This is a genomic window from Mucilaginibacter sp. cycad4, assembly GCF_034263275.1.
GTDB lineage: Bacteria > Bacteroidota > Bacteroidia > Sphingobacteriales > Sphingobacteriaceae > Mucilaginibacter.
The window spans coordinates 5,945,738-5,964,632 of sequence record NZ_CP139559.1; the positions used below are offsets into that span (position 1 = coordinate 5,945,738).

Here is an 18,895-nt window from a genome sequence, read left to right on the forward strand (position 1 = left end):
CTTTTCGACACTGCATGGGGATGCTTTGCCCTGATTATTCAGATCATAATCAATAAAGCCATGCTGAAAAAATTTATAGAAAGGCCAGTGTTAGCGACAGTTGTCTCTATCATCCTGGTGATACTGGGTGGTGTGGGCCTATTAAGGTTGCCCGTAGAACGCTTCCCGGATATCGCACCACCAACCGTTCAGGTACGGGCATTTTATCCCGGCGCTAACGCAGAAACCATCCTTCGCGCAGTTATTCCTCCACTGGAAGAATCTATTAATGGTGTCGAGAACATGTCGTACATGAGCTCTTCAGCCACTAATGACGGTTCGGCAGTAATCAATGTTTATTTCAAGCTGGGTACTAATGCAGACCAGGCCGCGGTAAATGTACAGAACCGTGTGTCTTCAGCGACCGGCTTATTACCGCCGGAAGTAGTTCAGACAGGCATCACCACCAAAAAAACGCAGAATGGTATCATCATGGCGTTTAACATGTTTTCCGATAACGAAAACGCGTTTGATAAAACTTTTATCGCCAACTATGCTACCATAAATATACTACCTGAAATTCAACGCATACCGGGTGTTGGCCTTGCCCACATAATCGGCGCTAATAATGACTACTCGATGCGCGTATGGCTGAAAACAGCTCAAATGTCCGCGTATCATATCAGTGCATCGGAAATATCTTCGGCAATTCAAAAACATAACCTGGAGGCAGCTCCCGGTAGGATCGGCGCCAACAGTAATGTTTCATTTGAGTATGTGATCAAATATAAGGGTAAATACAATGATCCAAAGGGATACGAGAATATGGTGATCCGTACCAACAGTGACGGAACCTTGCTGCACCTGAAAGATGTTGCCAAAGTTGAACTGGGCTCTTATACCTATGACTCCTTCAACACGACCACGATTCGTGATCCCAATTTCAACGACAAGCCGGCTGTGACGCTTGAGATTATCCAATTACCGAATACCAATGCCAGAGCTATCCTGATCGAGATCGAAAAGGTCATGCAAAAGGCCGAAAAATCTTTTCCGAAAGGAATACACCGCCAGATCATCTGGAATTCTAAAGACCTGCTGGATCAGTCTACTGAACAGGTATTACATACGCTTGTCGAAGCGTTCATACTGGTATTCCTCGTTGTTTACTTGTTTCTTCAGGATTTCCGGTCAACACTGATACCGGCAATTGCAGTACCTGTTGCGCTTATCGGCACATTCTTTTTTATGTCCATATTCGGATTTTCCATCAACTTGCTGACGCTTTTTGCATTAGTGCTTGCGATCGGTATTGTAGTTGATGATGCCATCGTGGTTGTAGAAGCCGTGCACGCTAAAATGGAGCATACAAAAATGGCTGCCAAACCGGCAACGCTGGCGGCCATGCACGAAATCACCCCCGCGATCATTTCCATTACGCTGGTCATGGCGGCTGTTTTCCTTCCGGTGGGATTTATGGAAGGATCAGCAGGTGTTTTCTACAAGCAATTTGCCTTTACATTGGCCATTGCTATTTTTATCTCGGCAATCAATGCTTTGACACTCAGCCCCTCGCTCGCTGCCTTGTTCCTTAAAAATGTTCACCAGGACGGTGATGCGATGGAGAAAACCACTTTTAAGCAACGATTCTTTATCGGTTTTAATGCTGGTTTCGAAAGGGTAACGGGTAGTTATACCAGAGGCCTGAAATGGTTGGTCCAGCATAAAATCGTAGCGATGCTTGGCCTCGTTGCAGTAATTGGCATTTCAGCAATATTGGTTAACCACACCCGAACTGGCTTTATCCCATCTGAGGATCAAAATATCGCGGTGGTTTCCATAACGCTACCTCCCGGAGCTTCCATGCAACGTACTCAAGAAGTAGTTAAACAAGTTAATGACCGCCTGCTGAGTATGAAAGCGATCAAGGTTTTAAATCAGATCAGTGGCATGAACATCCTGACCGGGGCAACCAGTCCTGAAGCTGCCCTTGATTTCATGGTTCCGACAAAGGAACGTGACGGACTGGGCGGAATGGAGGCAGTGATGGACGAAATGCGCAAAAGAGTGGCTGACATCAAAGGCGCGACCGTTATTATCTTTACGTTACCAACCATAGTCGGATTCGGCAGCGTTGACGGACTTGATTTTGCTTTACAGGACCGCACGGGTGGTAAACTTGATCAGTTTGCCGGTATTTCTCAAAAATTCCTGGCTGCCTTGAATAAGCGCCCGGAAATCGCTTTAGCGTATACAGCCTTCCGAGCTGATTACCCTCAGCTGGAAATGGTGGTAGACGAAGAAAAGGCCGGGCAGCTTCGTGTTGATGTAGACGCCGTGGTAAAAGCCATGCAGGCTTATTATGGTAGTCAACAGGTATCTGACTTTACCAAATTTGGAAAATATTACCGCGTTATGGTGCAGGCCGACAAAACAGATCGCGCAACACCATCCTCCGTAGACAACATCAGTGTAAAAAACGAACAAGGTGAAATGGTACCTATCAGTTCGTTGATATCACTGAAACCGGTTCTTGGACCAGAAGCCGTAACAAGGTACAACCTCTATAATTCCATCCAGATCAACGCCAATCCTAAATCAGGCTACAGTACAGGTGACGCGATCCATGCGGTAGAGCAAGTCGCTGCAGAGACGCTTCCCGCAGGTTATTCATACGAATTCTCGGGGATGACACGTGAAGAAATTATTTCAGGTGGTCAATCATTCTATATTTTCCTATTGTCGCTTGTCTTTGTATACTTTTTGTTGTCTGCGCAGTATAATAGTTATATCCTGCCGTTTTCAGTATTGCTATCTATACCTACCGGCGTGATCGGCGTATTTGCTGCCATTAACATGGCCGGCATTGAAAACAACATCTATGTTCAGGTTGCACTGATCATGCTGATCGGCCTTTTGGCTAAGAATGCCATATTGATCGTGGAATTTGCAGTGCAGCGAAGAAAGGCTGGTGAAACGTTGATCAATTCAGCTATTGATGCGGCAAAGGCACGTATCCGGCCGATCATCATGACCTCAATCGCCTTTGTGGCCGGTATACTTCCAATGACGCGGGCTACCGGGCCGTCAGCAAACGGTAACCACTCTATCAGTTACGGTGCGGCAGGCGGTATGATCAGTGGTGTAATACTGGGGCTCTTCATCATTCCCGTACTTTTCGTCATATTTCAATACCTCCACGAAAAGGTTTCAAGAAATCATGACAAGGAAGCCGACTTACAACATACAGAAGTTGCTTCAGCTTCAGATGACCTAAATTATTAATTATTCCCCAATGAAAAATCACCATAAAAATAGTGCAGTAGCTTTCGTTGCGCTTATACTAGCCATTTTTACAGGATGTGCGGTTCCTAAAAGCGCAGAATCTACCGCCGGCATTGAACAGCAAGTTTTTCGAAACGATACTACTGCTGCGCAAACGGCCAGTATTGCCTCGCTGCCATGGAAAAAATTTCTTGCTAATCCAGAGCTGGCCGCACTTATTGATACAGCCTTGCTGAAAAATAATGATCTACAACTGGCCATCAAGGAAATTGAGATCGCGAATGAAAGTCTTAAAAAGGCAAAAAATGGTTTAGTTCCAGAGGTCGGCGTAGTAGTTGCATCCAGCAATAGCCTGCCTTCCGATAACAGTCTCAACGGTTTAACCGCTAATAAGTTTGTCGGGAGCAACAACCTCGACAATTATACTGCCGCCCTGAATGTTTCCTGGGAAGCCGATATCTGGGGAAAAGTTAAAAATCAAAAGAGGGAAGCGCTGGCGGAATACCTTAAAACCAAAGAAGCTCAGAAAGCTGTAAAAACGCTATTGGTTTCGTCGGTGGCAACGGCCTATTATAACCTCCTCATGCTGGACGAACAATTGCAAATTGCTAAAAGAAACCTATCTCTTAATGACAGCACCTTGCATATCATCAAACTTCAATATCAATCTGCCCAGGCTTCCTCGCTCGCCATTGAACAAACGGAGGCGCAAAAGCTGGTAGCTGCAGGGTTAATTCCGCGCCTTGAAAAAGCGATCAATGAACAGGAAAATGCGTTAAGCGTATTAGCTGGTATTCCTCCACGATCGATTCGCCGTTCAGGGTCCCTGGATGAGATAAAAGTAACGTCAGGTTTTGGTGCCGGACTTCCCGCAGAAATGTTAAGCAGAAGGCCAGATGTCAAAGCCAGCGAATTGGAGCTTCAGGCCGCAAATGCCCGAATCGGCCTTGCCCGCGCTAATATGTATCCGGCAATAACGATTTCCGCCCAGGGAGGTGTTAATTCACTTAAAGCAAGTAACTGGTTCAGTATTCCGGGCGCTTTGTTCGGTATCGTTAACGGCGCTGTGGCGGCCCCGCTCTTGCAAAAAAGGGAACTTCGCACGCAATACAATATTTCTGTTCTGAAACGGGAACAATCTGTAGACCGGTTCCGTCAATCAATCCTTACTGCTTTTCAGGAAGTTTCAGATGCGCTAGTCGGCATAGATAAGTTAAACAGCGAGCAAATAATTGCGAGTGAAAGGGTAAACCGCTTAAAAAGCGCGACCAGGAATGCCGGCTATATGTACCGGAACGGTATGGCCAATTACCTCGATGTTATCACAGCGCAAAGCAATGCCTTATCCGCGGAACTTGAACTGGCTTCGATTCGCCGTGCAGAAGCGGCAGCAGTCATAGATCTCTATCGTTCACTTGGCGGCGGCTGGGAATAGCATTTAATAGCAAAAGAAAATAATCCATATCAATAGTGGTATGCCTTGTCGTGCCACACCGCTAATTATTAATAAAATAGAAAACATGAACAACAGTTTATTTCAACCCTTTCAGCTGAAAAGTCTGAACCTTAGGAACCGCATTGTTATGGCCCCCATGACGCGTTCTTTTTCACCAGATGGTCTGCCGGGCGAAAACGTAGCAGATTACTATGAGCGTCGCGCTTCGGGAGAAGTCGGTCTCATTCTTTCTGAAGGCACAGTGATCGACCGCCCTTCATCATCCAATGATCCTAATGTTCCACATTTTTATGGCGATGCTGCCCTTGCAGGATGGCAAAACGTAGTTAACAAAGTACATAGTGCCGGCGGCCAGATGGGCCCGCAGATATGGCATATGGGCATCATTCATAACCATGAATCAGGCTGGACACCAGCGGTGCCGTTTGAAGGCGCATCTGAATTTCATGCACCAGGTATTGCTAACGGTCACGCGATGTCGGACTCGGCGGTAGCCGATGTTATCGCCGCCTTTGGGAAGGCAGCATCAGATGCGAAGCGCCTCGGATTTGACTGCGTAGAGCTGCATGGCGCACACGGCTACCTCTTCGATCAGTTTTTCTGGGATAGTACCAATAGCAGGTCAGGCATTTATGGGGGTAAAACAATAACCGAAAGAACACGCTTTGCCGTTGACGTGATCCGCGAAGTACGTCGCCAGGTTGGTGATGATTTCGCGATGATCATTCGTTTATCTCAATGGAAACTTGCAGCCTATGATCATAAACTTGCCACCACTCCACAGGAGCTGGAAGAATGGGTAACGCCTTTGGCTGATGCGGGTATTGATATCTTTCATTGCTCGCAAAGAAGGTTCTGGGAAAATGAGTTCGAAGGATCTGATCTTAATTTTGCTGGCTGGACAAAAAAAGTTACCGGAAAACCAACCATTACAGTTGGATCAGTAGGACTAAGCGGAGAATTTATGGCTTCATTCGGAGGTGAAACGTCGGACCCAAGCTCGCTGGATGAATTGATGCGCAGGTTTGACAGGGGGGATTTCGATCTTGTCGGAATTGGTCGCCCTTTGATCGCAAACCCTGAATGGGCACGCTTGATTAAGGAAGGACGTGAAGATGAAATAAAAGGCTTTTCACGTGAGCTCCTGACCGAACTTGTATAATAATAATGGTAACCAAGGTGTGAAGCCTCATGCCTTGGTTATCTTCTGAATTTTTCAATGCTTTGCGTTGATCAGATATATAACTGTGATTCCTTAATCTTAAGAACCATCCATCTCCCTTATAGCGCGCTCTCCTAACGGACTTTATCAGTACAGTTAAGGCGATACCCAAACAAGCCGCCCATTTCGAAACCAGGTCTGAATCGTTGCCCTTTCTTTGCAGAATCTTTGATATTTACAATTACATCTTTGAAAAGCATAGGTGTCTGCTTCGTATATTTTTGATATTTGAACTGATTTTCTCATCCAAACTATGGACGCTTAAAATCAATTAACGCTATTGCATTACTATGAAACTGACAATCAGTGACCGAAAAACGGGTGGCGACCTTTTGTTGTTAAGCGGAGAAACGAATTTTGACCGCTTCTTCTACTCGAGAGATAAAGAAAAAAAATACTTTACCATTGCATGGAACCGGGGTGAACACCAGACCATAACCATTGATGGCATAAAGCATGATTTTAGTCACAATACAATTGTATCTCTAATGTTCGACCAAACGTTCAGCTTTGAACGACCGGCCGATATTGTAGCCTGGCAATTCAATCGTGAATTTTATTGCATTATTGACCATGATGCCGAGGTGAGTTGTGTAGGTTTTCTTTTTGGCATGGGAGATCTCTTGTTTATTGATTTGGATGACAATGCAAACTATAAGTTGAGTTTGCTGCTCAACATATTTATCGAAGAGTTGAATACCAGGGACAATATCCAGAGCGAAATGATTACGATACTGCTTAAGCGGCTGATTATTTTTGTGACCAAACTGGCAAAAAGCGAATATGTTCCGGAGTCAAAACTGAACGATCAGAAACTTGATATTTTCCGCAGGTTTAATTTACTGGTAGAGCAGAATTTCCGGTCGGAACATTCAGTAAACTACTATGCCATGGCCATGAATAAATCGCCAAAGACACTGTCCAATATTTTTGCGCTATACAACCAAAAGACCCCACAGCAAGTAATACGCGAGCGAATACTTACAGAGGCGAAACGCTTGTTATACTACACCAGCAAATCTGTTAAACAGATCACCTACGAACTGGGCTTTGAAGACCCGGCTTATTTCAGCAGTTTTTTTAAAAAACTAACCCAGCTGCCACCGCTCGAATTCAGGAACAATGCGGAACTAGTGGAGGCCGGGAAATAATCACTGTATATCGGGAAATTATCCCATTCCCTGCCTGCTACTTTCGTCGCACCTTTGTATTGTTGATTAAGACATCAAAAAAATCAGCATGAAAAGAAAATGAAAAGTTCAATATTGAAAAACAAATTAAGGAGCGGAATATTCACCGCTATAATTGCCTTGGCAGCGATATTCGGTTTTACCGCTAACGCAAATGCTCAACAAATTAAAAACGTGGTCCTTGTACACGGCGCTTTCGCTGACGGTTCAGGCTATAAAAAACTTTATGACATCCTGACCAAAAAAGGTTATCATGTATCGGTAGTTCAAAATCCGCTGACTTCACTAAAAGACGACGTTGATGCGACCAACAGAATCATCGATCAGCAAGACGGCCCGGTGATACTTGTAGGCCATTCATGGGGTGGAGCTGTAATTACAGAAGCTGGCGTAAACCCTAAGGTTGCCGGTTTGGTTTACATCGCCGCTTTTATACCTGACAACGGAGAAACTGCAGGGCAATTGATTTCTTCACTTCCTGCTGCACCGGAAAGTGGTATCCTGCCTCCGGATGCTAATGGCGTAGTTTATTTTGACAGAGCTAAATACCATGCCGGATTTGCAGCGGATCTAAGCAAAGCTGATGCTGATTTTATGGCTGCTTCGCAAGGCCCAATTTTTGCACAATGTTTTTCAGCGCCAATTTCAGTGGCAGCGTGGAGAACTAAACCCGCCTATGCAATCGTAGCAACTGAAGACAAAGCGATCAATCCGGACATCGAAAGAAATATGGCTAAACATGCAGGCGCAAAAGTTACTGAGATTAAAGCCAGCCACGTGGTGTTTATCACACATGCAGATGCTGTTGCCAGCGTTATTCTCCAGGCAGCTGAGAATGTATCAAAAAGTAAATAATCTTTAAATATTAAAGGCATAGGCCACCCGTTTTTACGACGTGTCGCACTATGCCTTTTTCAATAAAACCTCGATGAAAAATCTCCTCTTGCCAGTTCTTCTCAGTTTTGCGCTGCCGATTGCTTCGTATTCCAGCACAATGCCTGGAAAAAGTTCATTCAAGCCAAAAAACATTACAAGCAAAGTTTTCTCAGTAAAAGCTCCACAAAACGATTACCTGGAAATATTGGAATTTGCACCAGACTCCTTAAAAACCGGGAAACAAAGTCGTCCTTATTCAGATGCTGTCGCTTTAGGCAATACACTTTACATATCGGGGCAATTGGGCATTGATCCCGCTTCCAATAAATTTCCTCTTGGAGGATTTGACGCGGAAGCCACGCAGGCAATGGAAAATCTCGCAGTTATTTTAAAACACAATGATTTAAAGTTTGATGATCTTGTTTCAGTTACAATTTATCTTACCAGTATGAAGAATTATGAAGTTGTTAACAAAATCTACAGCGGGTATTTCCGAAACAGGTTCCCGGCAAGGGTTTGCATTGCTGTTGCCGAACTTCCCAGAAATGCACGTATTGAAATTGCTGCCATAGCAGGTACCAAAAATTAACCCGCTAATAAATCAATACCTTATCTCCAATGCTTGCAGCCATGTGCTGCTTTTGTTTCTATGGATAATGAAACTCGGGCATTAATCTACCATGATCCTTTTTCGTATCTTTTCCTGATATGCCGCTATCGTTCCTTGTTTGTCCGAGTTAAGTTTGTCCAATAAAAATTTTTTACTTTCCGGATTGTATTTTGCACCCCAAAGATAGTACTCCATAATGATCGGTATCAGGTCGATGGATTTCTCTGTCATACTGCAAATCACTTTGCCTTTGTTTCCAGAAAATACCTTTCTGGTTATAAATCCATGATGTTCAAGAGCATCCAAACGGTCAGCGAGGATATTCGTTGCAATGCGCTCTTCTGACTGAAGAAATTCATTATAGGACACCTTGTCGTAAATCACCATATCTCTGATGATGATCAATGTCCACTTGTCGCCAAGGATGTCAAGTGACAAGCTGAGCGGACAGTCCGAACGTGGGGTACCTTTTTTCATTTGACAAAAATAAAATATCAGCTTGCAAAATGCAAGTTAAAAGTTTTACATTTGCAAGCTTGCATTTTGCAAGCTGACAAAAGACAAATCATGAACTTAAAAAGAGTTGTGGTTACTGGTTTAGGTGCTGTAACCCCATTGGGCAACGATGTACAATCATTTTGGCAGAATGTAGTTGCTGGAAAAAGTGGAGCGGGTAAGATTACACGTTTTGATGCTTCTTTGTATAAAACTAGGATTGCATGTGAAGTTAAAGGCTTCGATGCTAAAAATTACCTGGACAGGTCGGATATTAAAAGATCAGATCTTTTTACGCAATACGCCCTAATTGCTTCTGATGAAGCGATCAAAGATTCGGGATTTAAGGATAAAATGCCCGACCCGTTTGAGATCGGTGTGATCTGGGGAACAGGACAAGGTGGCATGGAGACATTTGAGGAAGAAGTCAAGAATTATACCCTCGGAGACGGTACACCCCGCTTTAGCCCTTTTTTCGTGCCTAAGCTTATCGCGAATATGGCATCCGGTTTAATTTCTATACGAAATGGCTTTATGGGAATAAATTATACAGCCGTGTCCGCCTGCGCAACATCGAATAACGCTATAATGGATGCCTATAATTACATTCGTTTAGGTGAGGCTACGGTAATTGTAACCGGCGGATCTGAAGCACCTTTGACACCGGCATCCGTCGGAGGATTTGCCTCACTCAAAGCAATGTCTTCGCGAAATGATGATGCGATACATGCTTCCAGGCCTTTCGATGTGGATCGGGATGGCTTTGTTATGGCTGAAGGCGCAGGGGCGTTAGTTTTGGAAGAGTATGAACACGCCAAAAAACGGGGAGCCCGCATCTATGGCGAGGTTGTCGGCGCGTCAATGACATCAGATGCATATCACATAACCGCTACTCATCCTGAAGGTATTGGTGCTGCTAAAGCCATGGAAAAAGCGCTCCTGCAAGCTGGTCTGGAAATAGCGCAGATTGATTACATTAATATGCATGCTACTTCAACTCAGGTAGGAGACCTTTCGGAAATAAATGCATTGACCAAACTTACCCGCGGCGAAAAGCTTAAAGCGAAGATCAGTGCTACCAAATCCATGACTGGCCATCTATTGGGTGGCGCAGGCGCGGTCGAGGCTATCATATCGCTGCTCGCCATGCGGGATCATCTCATACCACCTACTATAAATACCGAAATAATTGATCCGTTAATTCCTTCTTCCTTCGATATCGTTATCGGGGAAACCATTGATTTTCCTGTAACAACAGTAATGAGCAATGCATTTGGCTTTGGCGGACACAATGGTATTGTAATTTTCAGATCGCTTTAAATTTTCAATGCGATCACGCTGTTTTAAGGAAAAACTGGTTAAATTGAGCTTATTTTAACCAGTTAAATTAAGCTTCCGTACTAGCTTGAGCCTCGATTCAAGCCCTGTTTTTAAGACGTTAGCCTAAGCTTCTTTTCTTACTATTTATTGGTAACACGGCTTACGTGATGAATATTCGCAGGGCACCAATTTATTAACCTTTGATATTTGTCATCATTCATTTGATATTGATAATCTTACTGATCTGAATTGCCTGAAATTTGAATAATTAAATGTTACGTGTGAACACGTGATCCAGTTAATTCGATTCAATAGTTATATCAAAAGAAAAACACATGACTAATTTCAGCCAATTTGAATTCAGGAATCAGCCCTGGTTCGATCAGAACAATTTCGAAGGATGGAATAACGCTATCCCGATGAAAACCTTAGTAATCTATTGCTTTGATCCGCGGGCATCAGACGTTCCGGAGGCAGTTGCCGCTTACTTCGGGGACGAAGTTTATCCCGGTGAAAACATTCTTGACGAGGCCGGAAACCGGGTTGGCCATACCAGGACACTTTTTACAGAAACTAATGGCGGAGGAAGGGCGGTGTCCGCTTTACAATCTGTGGCAGTTATGGAGTACCTGTTCAATATTAAAAATGTTGTGGTTGTGCATCATTCGTTTTGTGGGTTGACTTCCCTTACTCCTGAATTATTCAATCAGGAATTCCATGATCATTACCACGTGGACGTTTCAAATTTATTTGATCCGAACAGCATAGCCATTATGGACTATGAAAAATCAATCAGATATGATATTGAAATGCTTCGTTCAAACATTGCTGTTCCAAAGCATGTGAATCTTTACGGCTTCTTTTACGAGATAAGTTCTCAGCAGTTGATTGAGGTTGTCCGGGACGTTCCTGGAGAAACGCAGGCTTAAAACAATATGGCTGATACTACTCATCTAAACGATAATATCGTTTGCTAGTACCTTAATTTGAAGTTTAACCTGACACTAAAAATTTACACTTATGTTCTCAGATATTAAAATTCCAGACAGTAGTATCATTCGCCAGGCCGAAGAATACGCAAGAGAAAAATGCGGTGAAATGCTTTACCACCACGTTATGCGTTGCTACTATTTCGGCCGGCTCTTCGCACAGCAGGAAAATGCAAAAATAGATAATGAGCTGATGTTTCTATCAGCCGTGTTGCACGACCTTGGATTTGCACATGCAGGAGGTGGCTCAAACAGATTTGAGATAGAAGGTGCTCATGCGGCCCGGAAGTTTCTTTTGGATCGCGGTGTATCGGATGATTTTACCTGGAAAGTTTGGCATAACATTGCACTACACACCACAGATATCAGTTTGTATAAAGACGATGCATCTCGCTGTTCACAATTTGGAATTCTCTATGATATCATAGCCCTGCCTCCAGAAATAAAACTTGATCCCAGGGATGTCGCAGAGATAGTACACCTCCACCCCAGGATGGATTTTAAAAAGGGTTTTTATGGATTGCTAAGTGACGAACTTGATCGAAAAAAGCCATATCCGAACAAAATGCACTTTTGTGCCTGTATCGACTATCATAAAACTGGGTTTGTTGAAATACCCGATCCTGCAATATTGCTTAATAGCGCTCCTTTCGACGAATAGCCTAGACCTAAACCTTCGTTATAATTACTGGTAATAATTCCTAAAAAACATTTGTTATCAAAAAGAAAGGCGCCAAACATACTGTTCGGTGCCTTTCTTCTAAGCAACAGACTAAGAATCTATGTTGATATAACAGTTTTTCTAACGGGAATTAGAATGCCATTTTCTTTTCGGTAAAGAACTCCGCAAGCGTGGTTGGTTTTGCGCCGGTAATACGCTCAAGGTCATCGCTTGTGCCACTGAACAATCCCTCCACACAATCCTGTGCAACGTGAGTTACGTGTTGAATAAAATGGGGATGTGCGCCTTTTTTGTCAGTTATACTGGTGAACTCTTCCATGCTAACTGGCTTATAAGTTATCTTCCTGTTTAGCACACTGGACAGAATTTCACTCATTTCATATACATTATATTCTTCCGGGCCGAAAAGTCTTATAGTTTTTCCCCTATAATCTTTCGGGTCTACCAATAATTTGGCTACGGCCAGACCAAGATCCGCAGAATCAATCGGGGCCCAACGACCATCTCCAAAAGGAAGTGTAATTAAGTTCTCCTGTTGAATTTCTTCCCTGATGTAAAGGAACCAGTCGTCGAAAAAGGTTGGTCTTAAATGAGTCACTGGTATACCGGTCATATCTAAAATGCGTTCGCCGACCCAATGATCCTGTGCTGCATTGCTCTTCGAATCCCGCCTTGCAGAAATCTGTGACATATTGACGATCGTTTTTACGCCTGCATCTTTAGCAGCTTGAGCAAAATAAGCAGTCGCCTGTAATAATCCAGGCACCAACACTGGGAAACAGAAATAGGCGCTGTCCACACCTTGCATAGCATTGGCGATATCATCAAAGTTCAGAAAATCCCCAACGATCACTTCTACTCCTTTTGATACGAGTTTCTTCGCACGCTCATCTGCTTTATGAACTAATGCTTTTACCGAAACCCCATTTTTTAATAATTCTTCTATAGCGGCACCCGCACTTTTACCGGCTGCACCTGTTACTAATACTTTTATTTGCGTTTTCATATCTTTATTATTTTTTAAATTTTTGATTATACATTATGATCTGTGCTGGTGATAACGGAATGCCAGTCTTGAATTTCCCGATTAAACTTTTCCATTTTTTGATTAAAATAAAGCAGCGTGTCATTTCCAAGCGGCAGATGAACAGGAGGTTGCTCTGCATCAACAAGGTTCATAATTGCTGCCGCAAGCTTTACCGGATCTCCTGGTTGCTTGTAATTAATCTGAGAAGCAAATGCCCGCATTTGACCCGAAGTTGACGAATAATCTTCAATCACTGCTTCAGCAGCTTTGAGCGACGATCCATCCAAAAAGTTAGTTCTGAAGAAACCGGGTTCTATAGCAGTTACATGAATTCCCAGCGGCTTTACTTCTGCAGCAAGTGCTTCCGTAATGCCTTCAACTGCGAATTTAGTAGCAGCATAAAGCCCCCAACCTGAGGGTGAGGTAAGCCCGACTACAGATGAAATGTTGATGATGTGACCAGAACGTTGTGAGCGAAAGTAGGGTAACGCCGCACGGGTTACGTTAAGTAAGCCAAATACGTTTGTATCAAAAGATTGACGAACTTCATTATCGCTTGCTTCCTCTATTGCTCCTAAAAGTCCAAAGCCTGCATTGTTAATTAATATATCGATGTGGCCGAAATGATCCACTGCTTGTCTGAGTGCCGACTTTGCCTGGTCTTCTTGTGTCACATCCAGCCTAACAACATGCAGATTCTCACTACTGATTTCCCTTATCAGCTTTTCAGGTTGACTTCGCACGGTGGCTACAACCTTATCGCCATTTGCTATGGCCGCTTTGGTGATCTCCAAACCGAATCCTCTTGAGGCTCCGGTTATGAACCATATTTTTGCTTTCATTTTCTTTTATAATTTGTTGATTCAAAGTTCTGGCAATAGCCACGACTTCACCTTAGCGCAATCAAAGGACTATTTATGAATTTCAACTATCTTTCAGTTGGTGAGCTTAAATAGTCCTTGTATCAGTCCATAATTGTATCCACCAAACAAGGAAACCTCGAACATCTATTAGATTTCTAACAAATCCTCTATTTATCATAGATTGGTCAAATTCTAAAAAACACACAGATTGGTGTGCTTTTTATTTGAAAAGTATACAGATCTGTGTACTTTTGAGGGTGTTCTAAAAACAATTTAAAACGAAAATAAAATGACAGATTTTAGCCAATTCGAATTCAGGAATCAACCCTGGTTCGATCAAGACAATTTTGAGGGATTTAACCAGGCCATCCCTATGAAAACACTGGTAATTTATTGCTTTGACCCTCGGGCATCAGATATTCCGGAAGCAGTCGCTGCTTATTTCGGAGATGAAGTATATCCAGGCGAAAACATCCTCGATGAAGCTGGTAACCGGATCGGCCATACGCGGACGTTGTTTACGGAAACTAATGGTGGCGGCCGCGCAATAAATGCTATTCAATCAGTTGCCGCTATGGAATACTTATTCAGCCTGAAGAATGTTGTTGTTGTTCATCACTCATTCTGTGGTCTAACTTCGTTTACGCCAGATCATTTTAATACAGAATTTCATGATCATTATCATGTCGACGTTTCAGAAATGTTTGACCCGGAAAGCCTTGTGATTTCTGACTATGAAAAGTCGATAAAATATGATATCGATCTGCTTCGCTCCAGCATTGCCATACCAAAGCATGTTAACCTTTATGGTTTCTTCTATGATCTGAGTTCTCAACAGCTGACTGAAGTTGTTCGGGATATTCCGGAAACAGACAAAGCATAACACTTTTTGGTCGGCAAAATTCTGACAGCATTTACAATTAAATTTCATTAATCAGGTATCCATTAAATGGTATCTACAATTAAAAGCTTATGTTTTCTGATATTATAGTTCCTGACAGTGCAATTGCACGGCAAGCCGAAGAATTTGCACGCTCGGTGTCTTCCGACATGTTATTTAACCATGTGATGAGATGCTATTACTTCGGCGAACTCCTTGCTCAGCAAGAAAACTCAAAGGTAGATAGAGAGCTCATGTTCCTATCATCAGTACTGCATGACCTCGGTTTTACCGATGCCGGAAGAGGGGAAAATAGATTTGAGATCGAAGGCGCTCATGCTGCCCGGAAATTTCTTTTGGATCATGGCGTCGCTGATGACCGGGCATGGAAAATTTGGGATAACATAGCCCTGCACACTACTGATATTAGCCTTTACAAGGATGAAGGAAGCCGAATTTTGCAATTCGGTATTCTTTACGATCTGGTTGCGCTGCCTCCTGAAATAAAAATCGATCCGAGAGATGTTGCTGAAGTAGTTCATCGCTATCCGCGTTTAGGTTTTAAGCAAAGCTTTTACGAATTATTTCATGATGAACTTGACAGAAAGCAACCTTATCCGCATAAGTTTCACTTTTGTTCATGTATTGAACATCATCGTTCAGGTACGTTGACGCAGATAATACCAGAGCCTCAGTCTCTCCTTAATGGTGCTCCCTTTAGCGAATAGCTTTGGTGGGATAAATCTGCGGTGTCTTCCAATGCTCCAGATCGCTAACTTAGTCGCCTGATAAACTCCGTGGAGAACAGCAGCGTAAAGAGGCTATGCCATAATCAACATTGGTGCTTTTAACTTCGATTGTAGGTCTATCACAGAAATGCCTTAATTGCATTAAACTAAAAGTGCTAAACATGATTACAGTGTGGCCTCTTTTTCTTTTTGCCCCGTCGGATTATTCAATAACATTGGGAAAAAGACAGGATTCTTTCGCTTCGATTTTGTCTACTAAATTTGACTACAATAAATTAGAATTATGTCAGGTTTTAAACAGTTTTCATTCAAAAAATTCGGATACCTTGATTTTCACCAGGATTACGCCGCTCAAATGCAGCGGGGTGACTATACCGAATTTATCCGCATACTGTTCGTCAAAGCAGGAGGCCATGCCGTTATTGATTTTAAAGAATACCAACTCAATCGCGACGCCCTTTTTTTTATAAACAAAGGACAGTATCATAAGCTTGATGATACATGCCAGGGTACGATGCTTTATTATAACCGGGATTTTTATTGCGTTGAAATTCACGATAAAGAAGTTGCCTGCGACGGCATACTTTTTCATAATGTCTACGACATTCCTGAAGTATTGATGGATGAAAAGAACTCGTCAACAATGCAAGCCACTTTTCGCGACATAAAGGCCGAAATTGATGCAAACGACAGTAGTATGGAAGAGATGCTAAGGATATTGCTTAAACAGATCATTATTCGTTCAACACGGATCTGGAAAAGCGAACATCATGTCAATTCGGAAGAAGCACGGCAGGAAGTTGAATTCTCTCGTTCATTTAGCCAAATGGTAGAATGGCATTATACCAAATTACATACCGTAGCAGACTACGCTGATATGCTTAGTATCACGCCCAAGGCATTAAATAAACGCATAAGCCGGTACAGTAATATATCTCCTAACGATATCATAAAAAATCGTATTATCCTGGAGGCCAAACGCCTTCTTGTACATACTGCCTTAAGCGTGAAAGAGATCGGCTATAAGCTGGGTTACGACGATCCCTCTTATTTTATTCGCTTATTCAGTAAACATGCAGCAACTTCGCCACAAAACTTCCGGTTGCAATATCAAACCAAAGATTCGGGTAGCATCAATCAGTTAAATTTTACCGGGACTTCAAATTGAAGTCAGTATAGTATATTATTTTATTTAAGTATGTCCTGGCGGGGGAAATTGTCCTGTTCACGACGAATTCGGTGCATTGAATGGCCTTGATATGCACAGTAATTTTGTCTTGTTCAATAAAGGATAATATATTAAAATTAAATAAAATGAAAACTTCAGCTATTGCCGGCAGAATTTCAGCTGTAATTCTAACCTTAACATTAGGCGGCGCAGCAGTTGCACAAACAACTCAACCTATTGACCCTGCCCAGGATCCACACATTGAAAGTAATGTGAAAGCATTTTTGAACGTGCTCAATTCAGGAACAGGTAAACCGATAGAACAGCTTTCTCCAAAAGATGCCCGCTTAGTACTGGTCGGCGCACAAGAATCAGTAAAATTTGACTACAGCGATATCAGTGTTACCGAAAAAATCATTACAGAAGATGGACAGCAAATAAAATTGGATATCGTTAAACCAGCCAATGCTAAAGGCGTTTTACCAGTATTCATGTTTTTCCACGGTGGTGGTTGGGTACTCGGAGATTTTCCAACACACAAACGTTTAGTTCACGACCTGGTGGTTAATTCAGGTGCTGCTGCTGTATTCGTAAATTACACCCCGTCACCGGAAGCTCACTACCCTGTGGCTATCAACCAGGCTTATAGTGCTACAAAATGGGTTGCTGCTCACGGTGCCGAAATAAATGTAGACGGAAAAAGACTAGCAGTAGTAGGCAATAGCGTAGGCGGTAACATGGCTGCTGTGGTTGCGTTGATGGCAAAAGATAAAAAGGGCCCTGAGCTAAAACTGCAGGTGTTGTTATGGCCGGTGACTGATGCTAACTTCGAGACTGGATCTTACAACCAGTTTGCTACCGGCAGGTTCCTTACAAAAAATATGATGAAATGGTTCTGGGATAACTATGCTCCAAACCTTGAGGATCGCAACCAGATCTATGCTTCACCTCTACAGGCAACAACTGATCAATTAAAAGGGTTGCCTACAGCAGTGATTGAAACTGCGGAAAATGACGTATTGCGTGACGAAGGCGAAGCTTATGGACGCAAGCTGGATGAAGCCGGTGTTAAGGTTAGCTCTATCCGCTACAATGGTATGATTCACGATTGGGGTTTGTTAAACCCATTGGCTAAAGTACCGGGCACTCAATCTGCAATGTTACATGCAGCCGCTGAAATTAAAAAGGCGTTGGCAAAATAATCCCTGTTATTACAGACCGGGGCTATAAGACTATCTAACAAGTCATTATTAACTCCAGGAAAGAAAAAGGGGTAGAAATTTGATTTCTGCCCCTTTTTCTTTTGCCAATTTTCGTTAATGAATAGCGGCATATTCTTAAGCTGACGCTCTCGATACTATAAAAATCTGAATTGCTGTAAAATGCCATTTCGTTATTGAAGGCAAAATATACTGCAACGATTTTAAAGTTCGTTCAACAAGCGTTCAGCTATTTTTTTATTTAAAGCGGCAACATCGCCGTTTCCTGAAATTTGTGCTACGATTGGCGCTCCTGTGATTAAGGTCAATAGTTGAGGGAGAAGGATCTCAACCTTATCGGGAGTGGTTAATAGTAATAGGCGCGTTCTGATAAAATCATTCCATTTTTCAAAATGCGCTCCGACCTTATCGCGGAGAGGTTTAGATTCTTTAATATTGAATTCACTTAAACCCCGATTGAAAGCGCATCCGTTAAAATCCTCTTCTGCAAACCAATCTTTTAACGAATCAAAAATTGCCAGGATCTCCTGCTTAGGATCATGTGTGCCTTCTGAAACACGTTTTTCCATATCAGAGAAACGTAGCCAATCCCGAAACTCTAAGGTGGCACTCATCAGATCAGATTTTGACGGAAAATGATCATAGAAACTCCGCTTAGACACATCGCTCTCCGCGACAATACGGTCAACACCGACCGTATTGAAACCAAATTCATTAAACAGCGCGTACGCTGTTTTTAATATGCGCTCCCTTGGCTTTAAGGTTTTTATATTTTCAGTTCGTAAATCTTTGGGAACTAAACTAGTTGTTGCCATAATAAATCATCAATAAATTCAACGTTTACAACGCTGAATATAACACACAGATCTGTCTATTTACAAAGG

At 42.8% G+C, this 18,895-nt stretch carries 17 protein-coding genes; 13 read left to right on the forward strand and 4 right to left on the reverse strand.

Going from position 1 to position 18,895, the window contains the following annotated elements; translation table 11 throughout:
- Positions 1-60: 60 nt before the first annotated feature.
- The 6 genes from SNE26_RS24465 to SNE26_RS24490 all read left to right on the forward strand — a co-directional run bounded on the left by SNE26_RS24465 (position 61) and on the right by SNE26_RS24490 (position 8,597).
- Positions 61-3,264 (forward strand): efflux RND transporter permease subunit, encoded by a 3,204-nt coding sequence (locus SNE26_RS24465; protein WP_321556482.1) that lies wholly within the window; start codon positions 61-63, stop codon positions 3,262-3,264.
- Positions 3,265-3,274: 10 nt separating this feature from the next.
- Positions 3,275-4,699, forward strand: coding sequence for an efflux transporter outer membrane subunit (locus SNE26_RS24470; RefSeq protein ID WP_321556483.1), 1,425 nt, complete (start codon positions 3,275-3,277; stop codon positions 4,697-4,699).
- Positions 4,700-4,784: 85 nt separating this feature from the next.
- Positions 4,785-5,882: an NADH:flavin oxidoreductase gene (locus SNE26_RS24475; protein ID WP_321556484.1), complete on the forward strand. Its 1,098-nt coding sequence runs from the start codon at positions 4,785-4,787 to the stop codon at positions 5,880-5,882.
- 350 nt (positions 5,883-6,232) lie between these two features.
- The gene (locus SNE26_RS24480; protein WP_321556485.1) at positions 6,233-7,093 is read left to right on the forward strand and encodes a helix-turn-helix domain-containing protein; all 861 of its coding nucleotides are present in this window, start codon (positions 6,233-6,235) and stop codon (positions 7,091-7,093) included.
- 99 nt (positions 7,094-7,192) lie between these two features.
- Positions 7,193-7,987 carry an alpha/beta hydrolase gene (locus SNE26_RS24485; RefSeq protein WP_321556486.1) on the forward strand — a complete coding sequence of 265 codons (795 nt, stop codon included), beginning with the start codon at positions 7,193-7,195 and terminating at the stop codon, positions 7,985-7,987.
- A gap of 73 nt (positions 7,988-8,060) precedes the next feature.
- The gene (locus SNE26_RS24490) at positions 8,061-8,597 is read left to right on the forward strand and encodes a Rid family detoxifying hydrolase (RefSeq protein ID WP_321556487.1); all 537 of its coding nucleotides are present in this window, start codon (positions 8,061-8,063) and stop codon (positions 8,595-8,597) included.
- An 81-nt stretch (positions 8,598-8,678) separates the two neighbouring features.
- Here the strand turns inward: SNE26_RS24490 and SNE26_RS24495 are convergent, their stop codons facing one another.
- Positions 8,679-9,095, reverse strand: a complete 417-nt coding sequence (locus SNE26_RS24495; RefSeq protein ID WP_321556488.1) for a helix-turn-helix domain-containing protein — start codon at positions 9,093-9,095, stop codon at positions 8,679-8,681.
- A 90-nt stretch (positions 9,096-9,185) separates the two neighbouring features.
- On the opposite strand from SNE26_RS24495, the gene fabF reads away from it, so the two are divergent.
- From fabF to SNE26_RS24510, 3 genes are all read left to right on the forward strand, one after another.
- Entirely contained in the window at positions 9,186-10,433 is a 1,248-nt protein-coding gene (fabF, locus tag SNE26_RS24500; protein ID WP_321560056.1) for a beta-ketoacyl-ACP synthase II, read from the forward strand.
- A 335-nt stretch (positions 10,434-10,768) separates the two neighbouring features.
- Positions 10,769-11,362 (forward strand): hypothetical protein, encoded by a 594-nt coding sequence (locus SNE26_RS24505; RefSeq protein ID WP_321556489.1) that lies wholly within the window; start codon positions 10,769-10,771, stop codon positions 11,360-11,362.
- A gap of 91 nt (positions 11,363-11,453) precedes the next feature.
- On the forward strand, positions 11,454-12,083 hold the full coding sequence (locus SNE26_RS24510) for an HD domain-containing protein (protein ID WP_321556490.1): 630 nt from the start codon (positions 11,454-11,456) through the stop codon (positions 12,081-12,083).
- 151 nt (positions 12,084-12,234) lie between these two features.
- Here the strand turns inward: SNE26_RS24510 and SNE26_RS24515 are convergent, their stop codons facing one another.
- The gene (locus tag SNE26_RS24515; RefSeq protein WP_321556491.1) at positions 12,235-13,110 is read right to left on the reverse strand and encodes an NmrA family NAD(P)-binding protein; all 876 of its coding nucleotides are present in this window, start codon (positions 13,108-13,110) and stop codon (positions 12,235-12,237) included.
- 26 nt (positions 13,111-13,136) lie between these two features.
- On the reverse strand, positions 13,137-13,973 hold the full coding sequence (locus tag SNE26_RS24520; protein ID WP_321556492.1) for an oxidoreductase: 837 nt from the start codon (positions 13,971-13,973) through the stop codon (positions 13,137-13,139).
- Between the two features lie 394 nt (positions 13,974-14,367).
- Between SNE26_RS24520 and SNE26_RS24525 the strand changes: the two genes are divergently transcribed.
- The 4 genes from SNE26_RS24525 to SNE26_RS24540 all read left to right on the forward strand — a co-directional run bounded on the left by SNE26_RS24525 (position 14,368) and on the right by SNE26_RS24540 (position 17,993).
- Complete coding sequence (locus SNE26_RS24525) at positions 14,368-14,877, forward strand: hypothetical protein (protein ID WP_321556493.1); 510 nt, start codon at positions 14,368-14,370, stop codon at positions 14,875-14,877.
- An 89-nt stretch (positions 14,878-14,966) separates the two neighbouring features.
- Positions 14,967-15,602 carry an HD domain-containing protein gene (locus SNE26_RS24530; protein ID WP_321556494.1) on the forward strand — a complete coding sequence of 212 codons (636 nt, stop codon included), beginning with the start codon at positions 14,967-14,969 and terminating at the stop codon, positions 15,600-15,602.
- A 304-nt stretch (positions 15,603-15,906) separates the two neighbouring features.
- Positions 15,907-16,791, forward strand: coding sequence for a helix-turn-helix transcriptional regulator (locus tag SNE26_RS24535; protein ID WP_321556495.1), 885 nt, complete (start codon positions 15,907-15,909; stop codon positions 16,789-16,791).
- A gap of 146 nt (positions 16,792-16,937) precedes the next feature.
- Entirely contained in the window at positions 16,938-17,993 is a 1,056-nt protein-coding gene (locus SNE26_RS24540; RefSeq protein ID WP_321556496.1) for an alpha/beta hydrolase, read from the forward strand.
- A gap of 221 nt (positions 17,994-18,214) precedes the next feature.
- Here the strand turns inward: SNE26_RS24540 and SNE26_RS24545 are convergent, their stop codons facing one another.
- Positions 18,215-18,826 (reverse strand): TetR/AcrR family transcriptional regulator, encoded by a 612-nt coding sequence (locus tag SNE26_RS24545; protein WP_321556497.1) that lies wholly within the window; start codon positions 18,824-18,826, stop codon positions 18,215-18,217.
- Positions 18,827-18,895 lie beyond the last annotated feature (69 nt).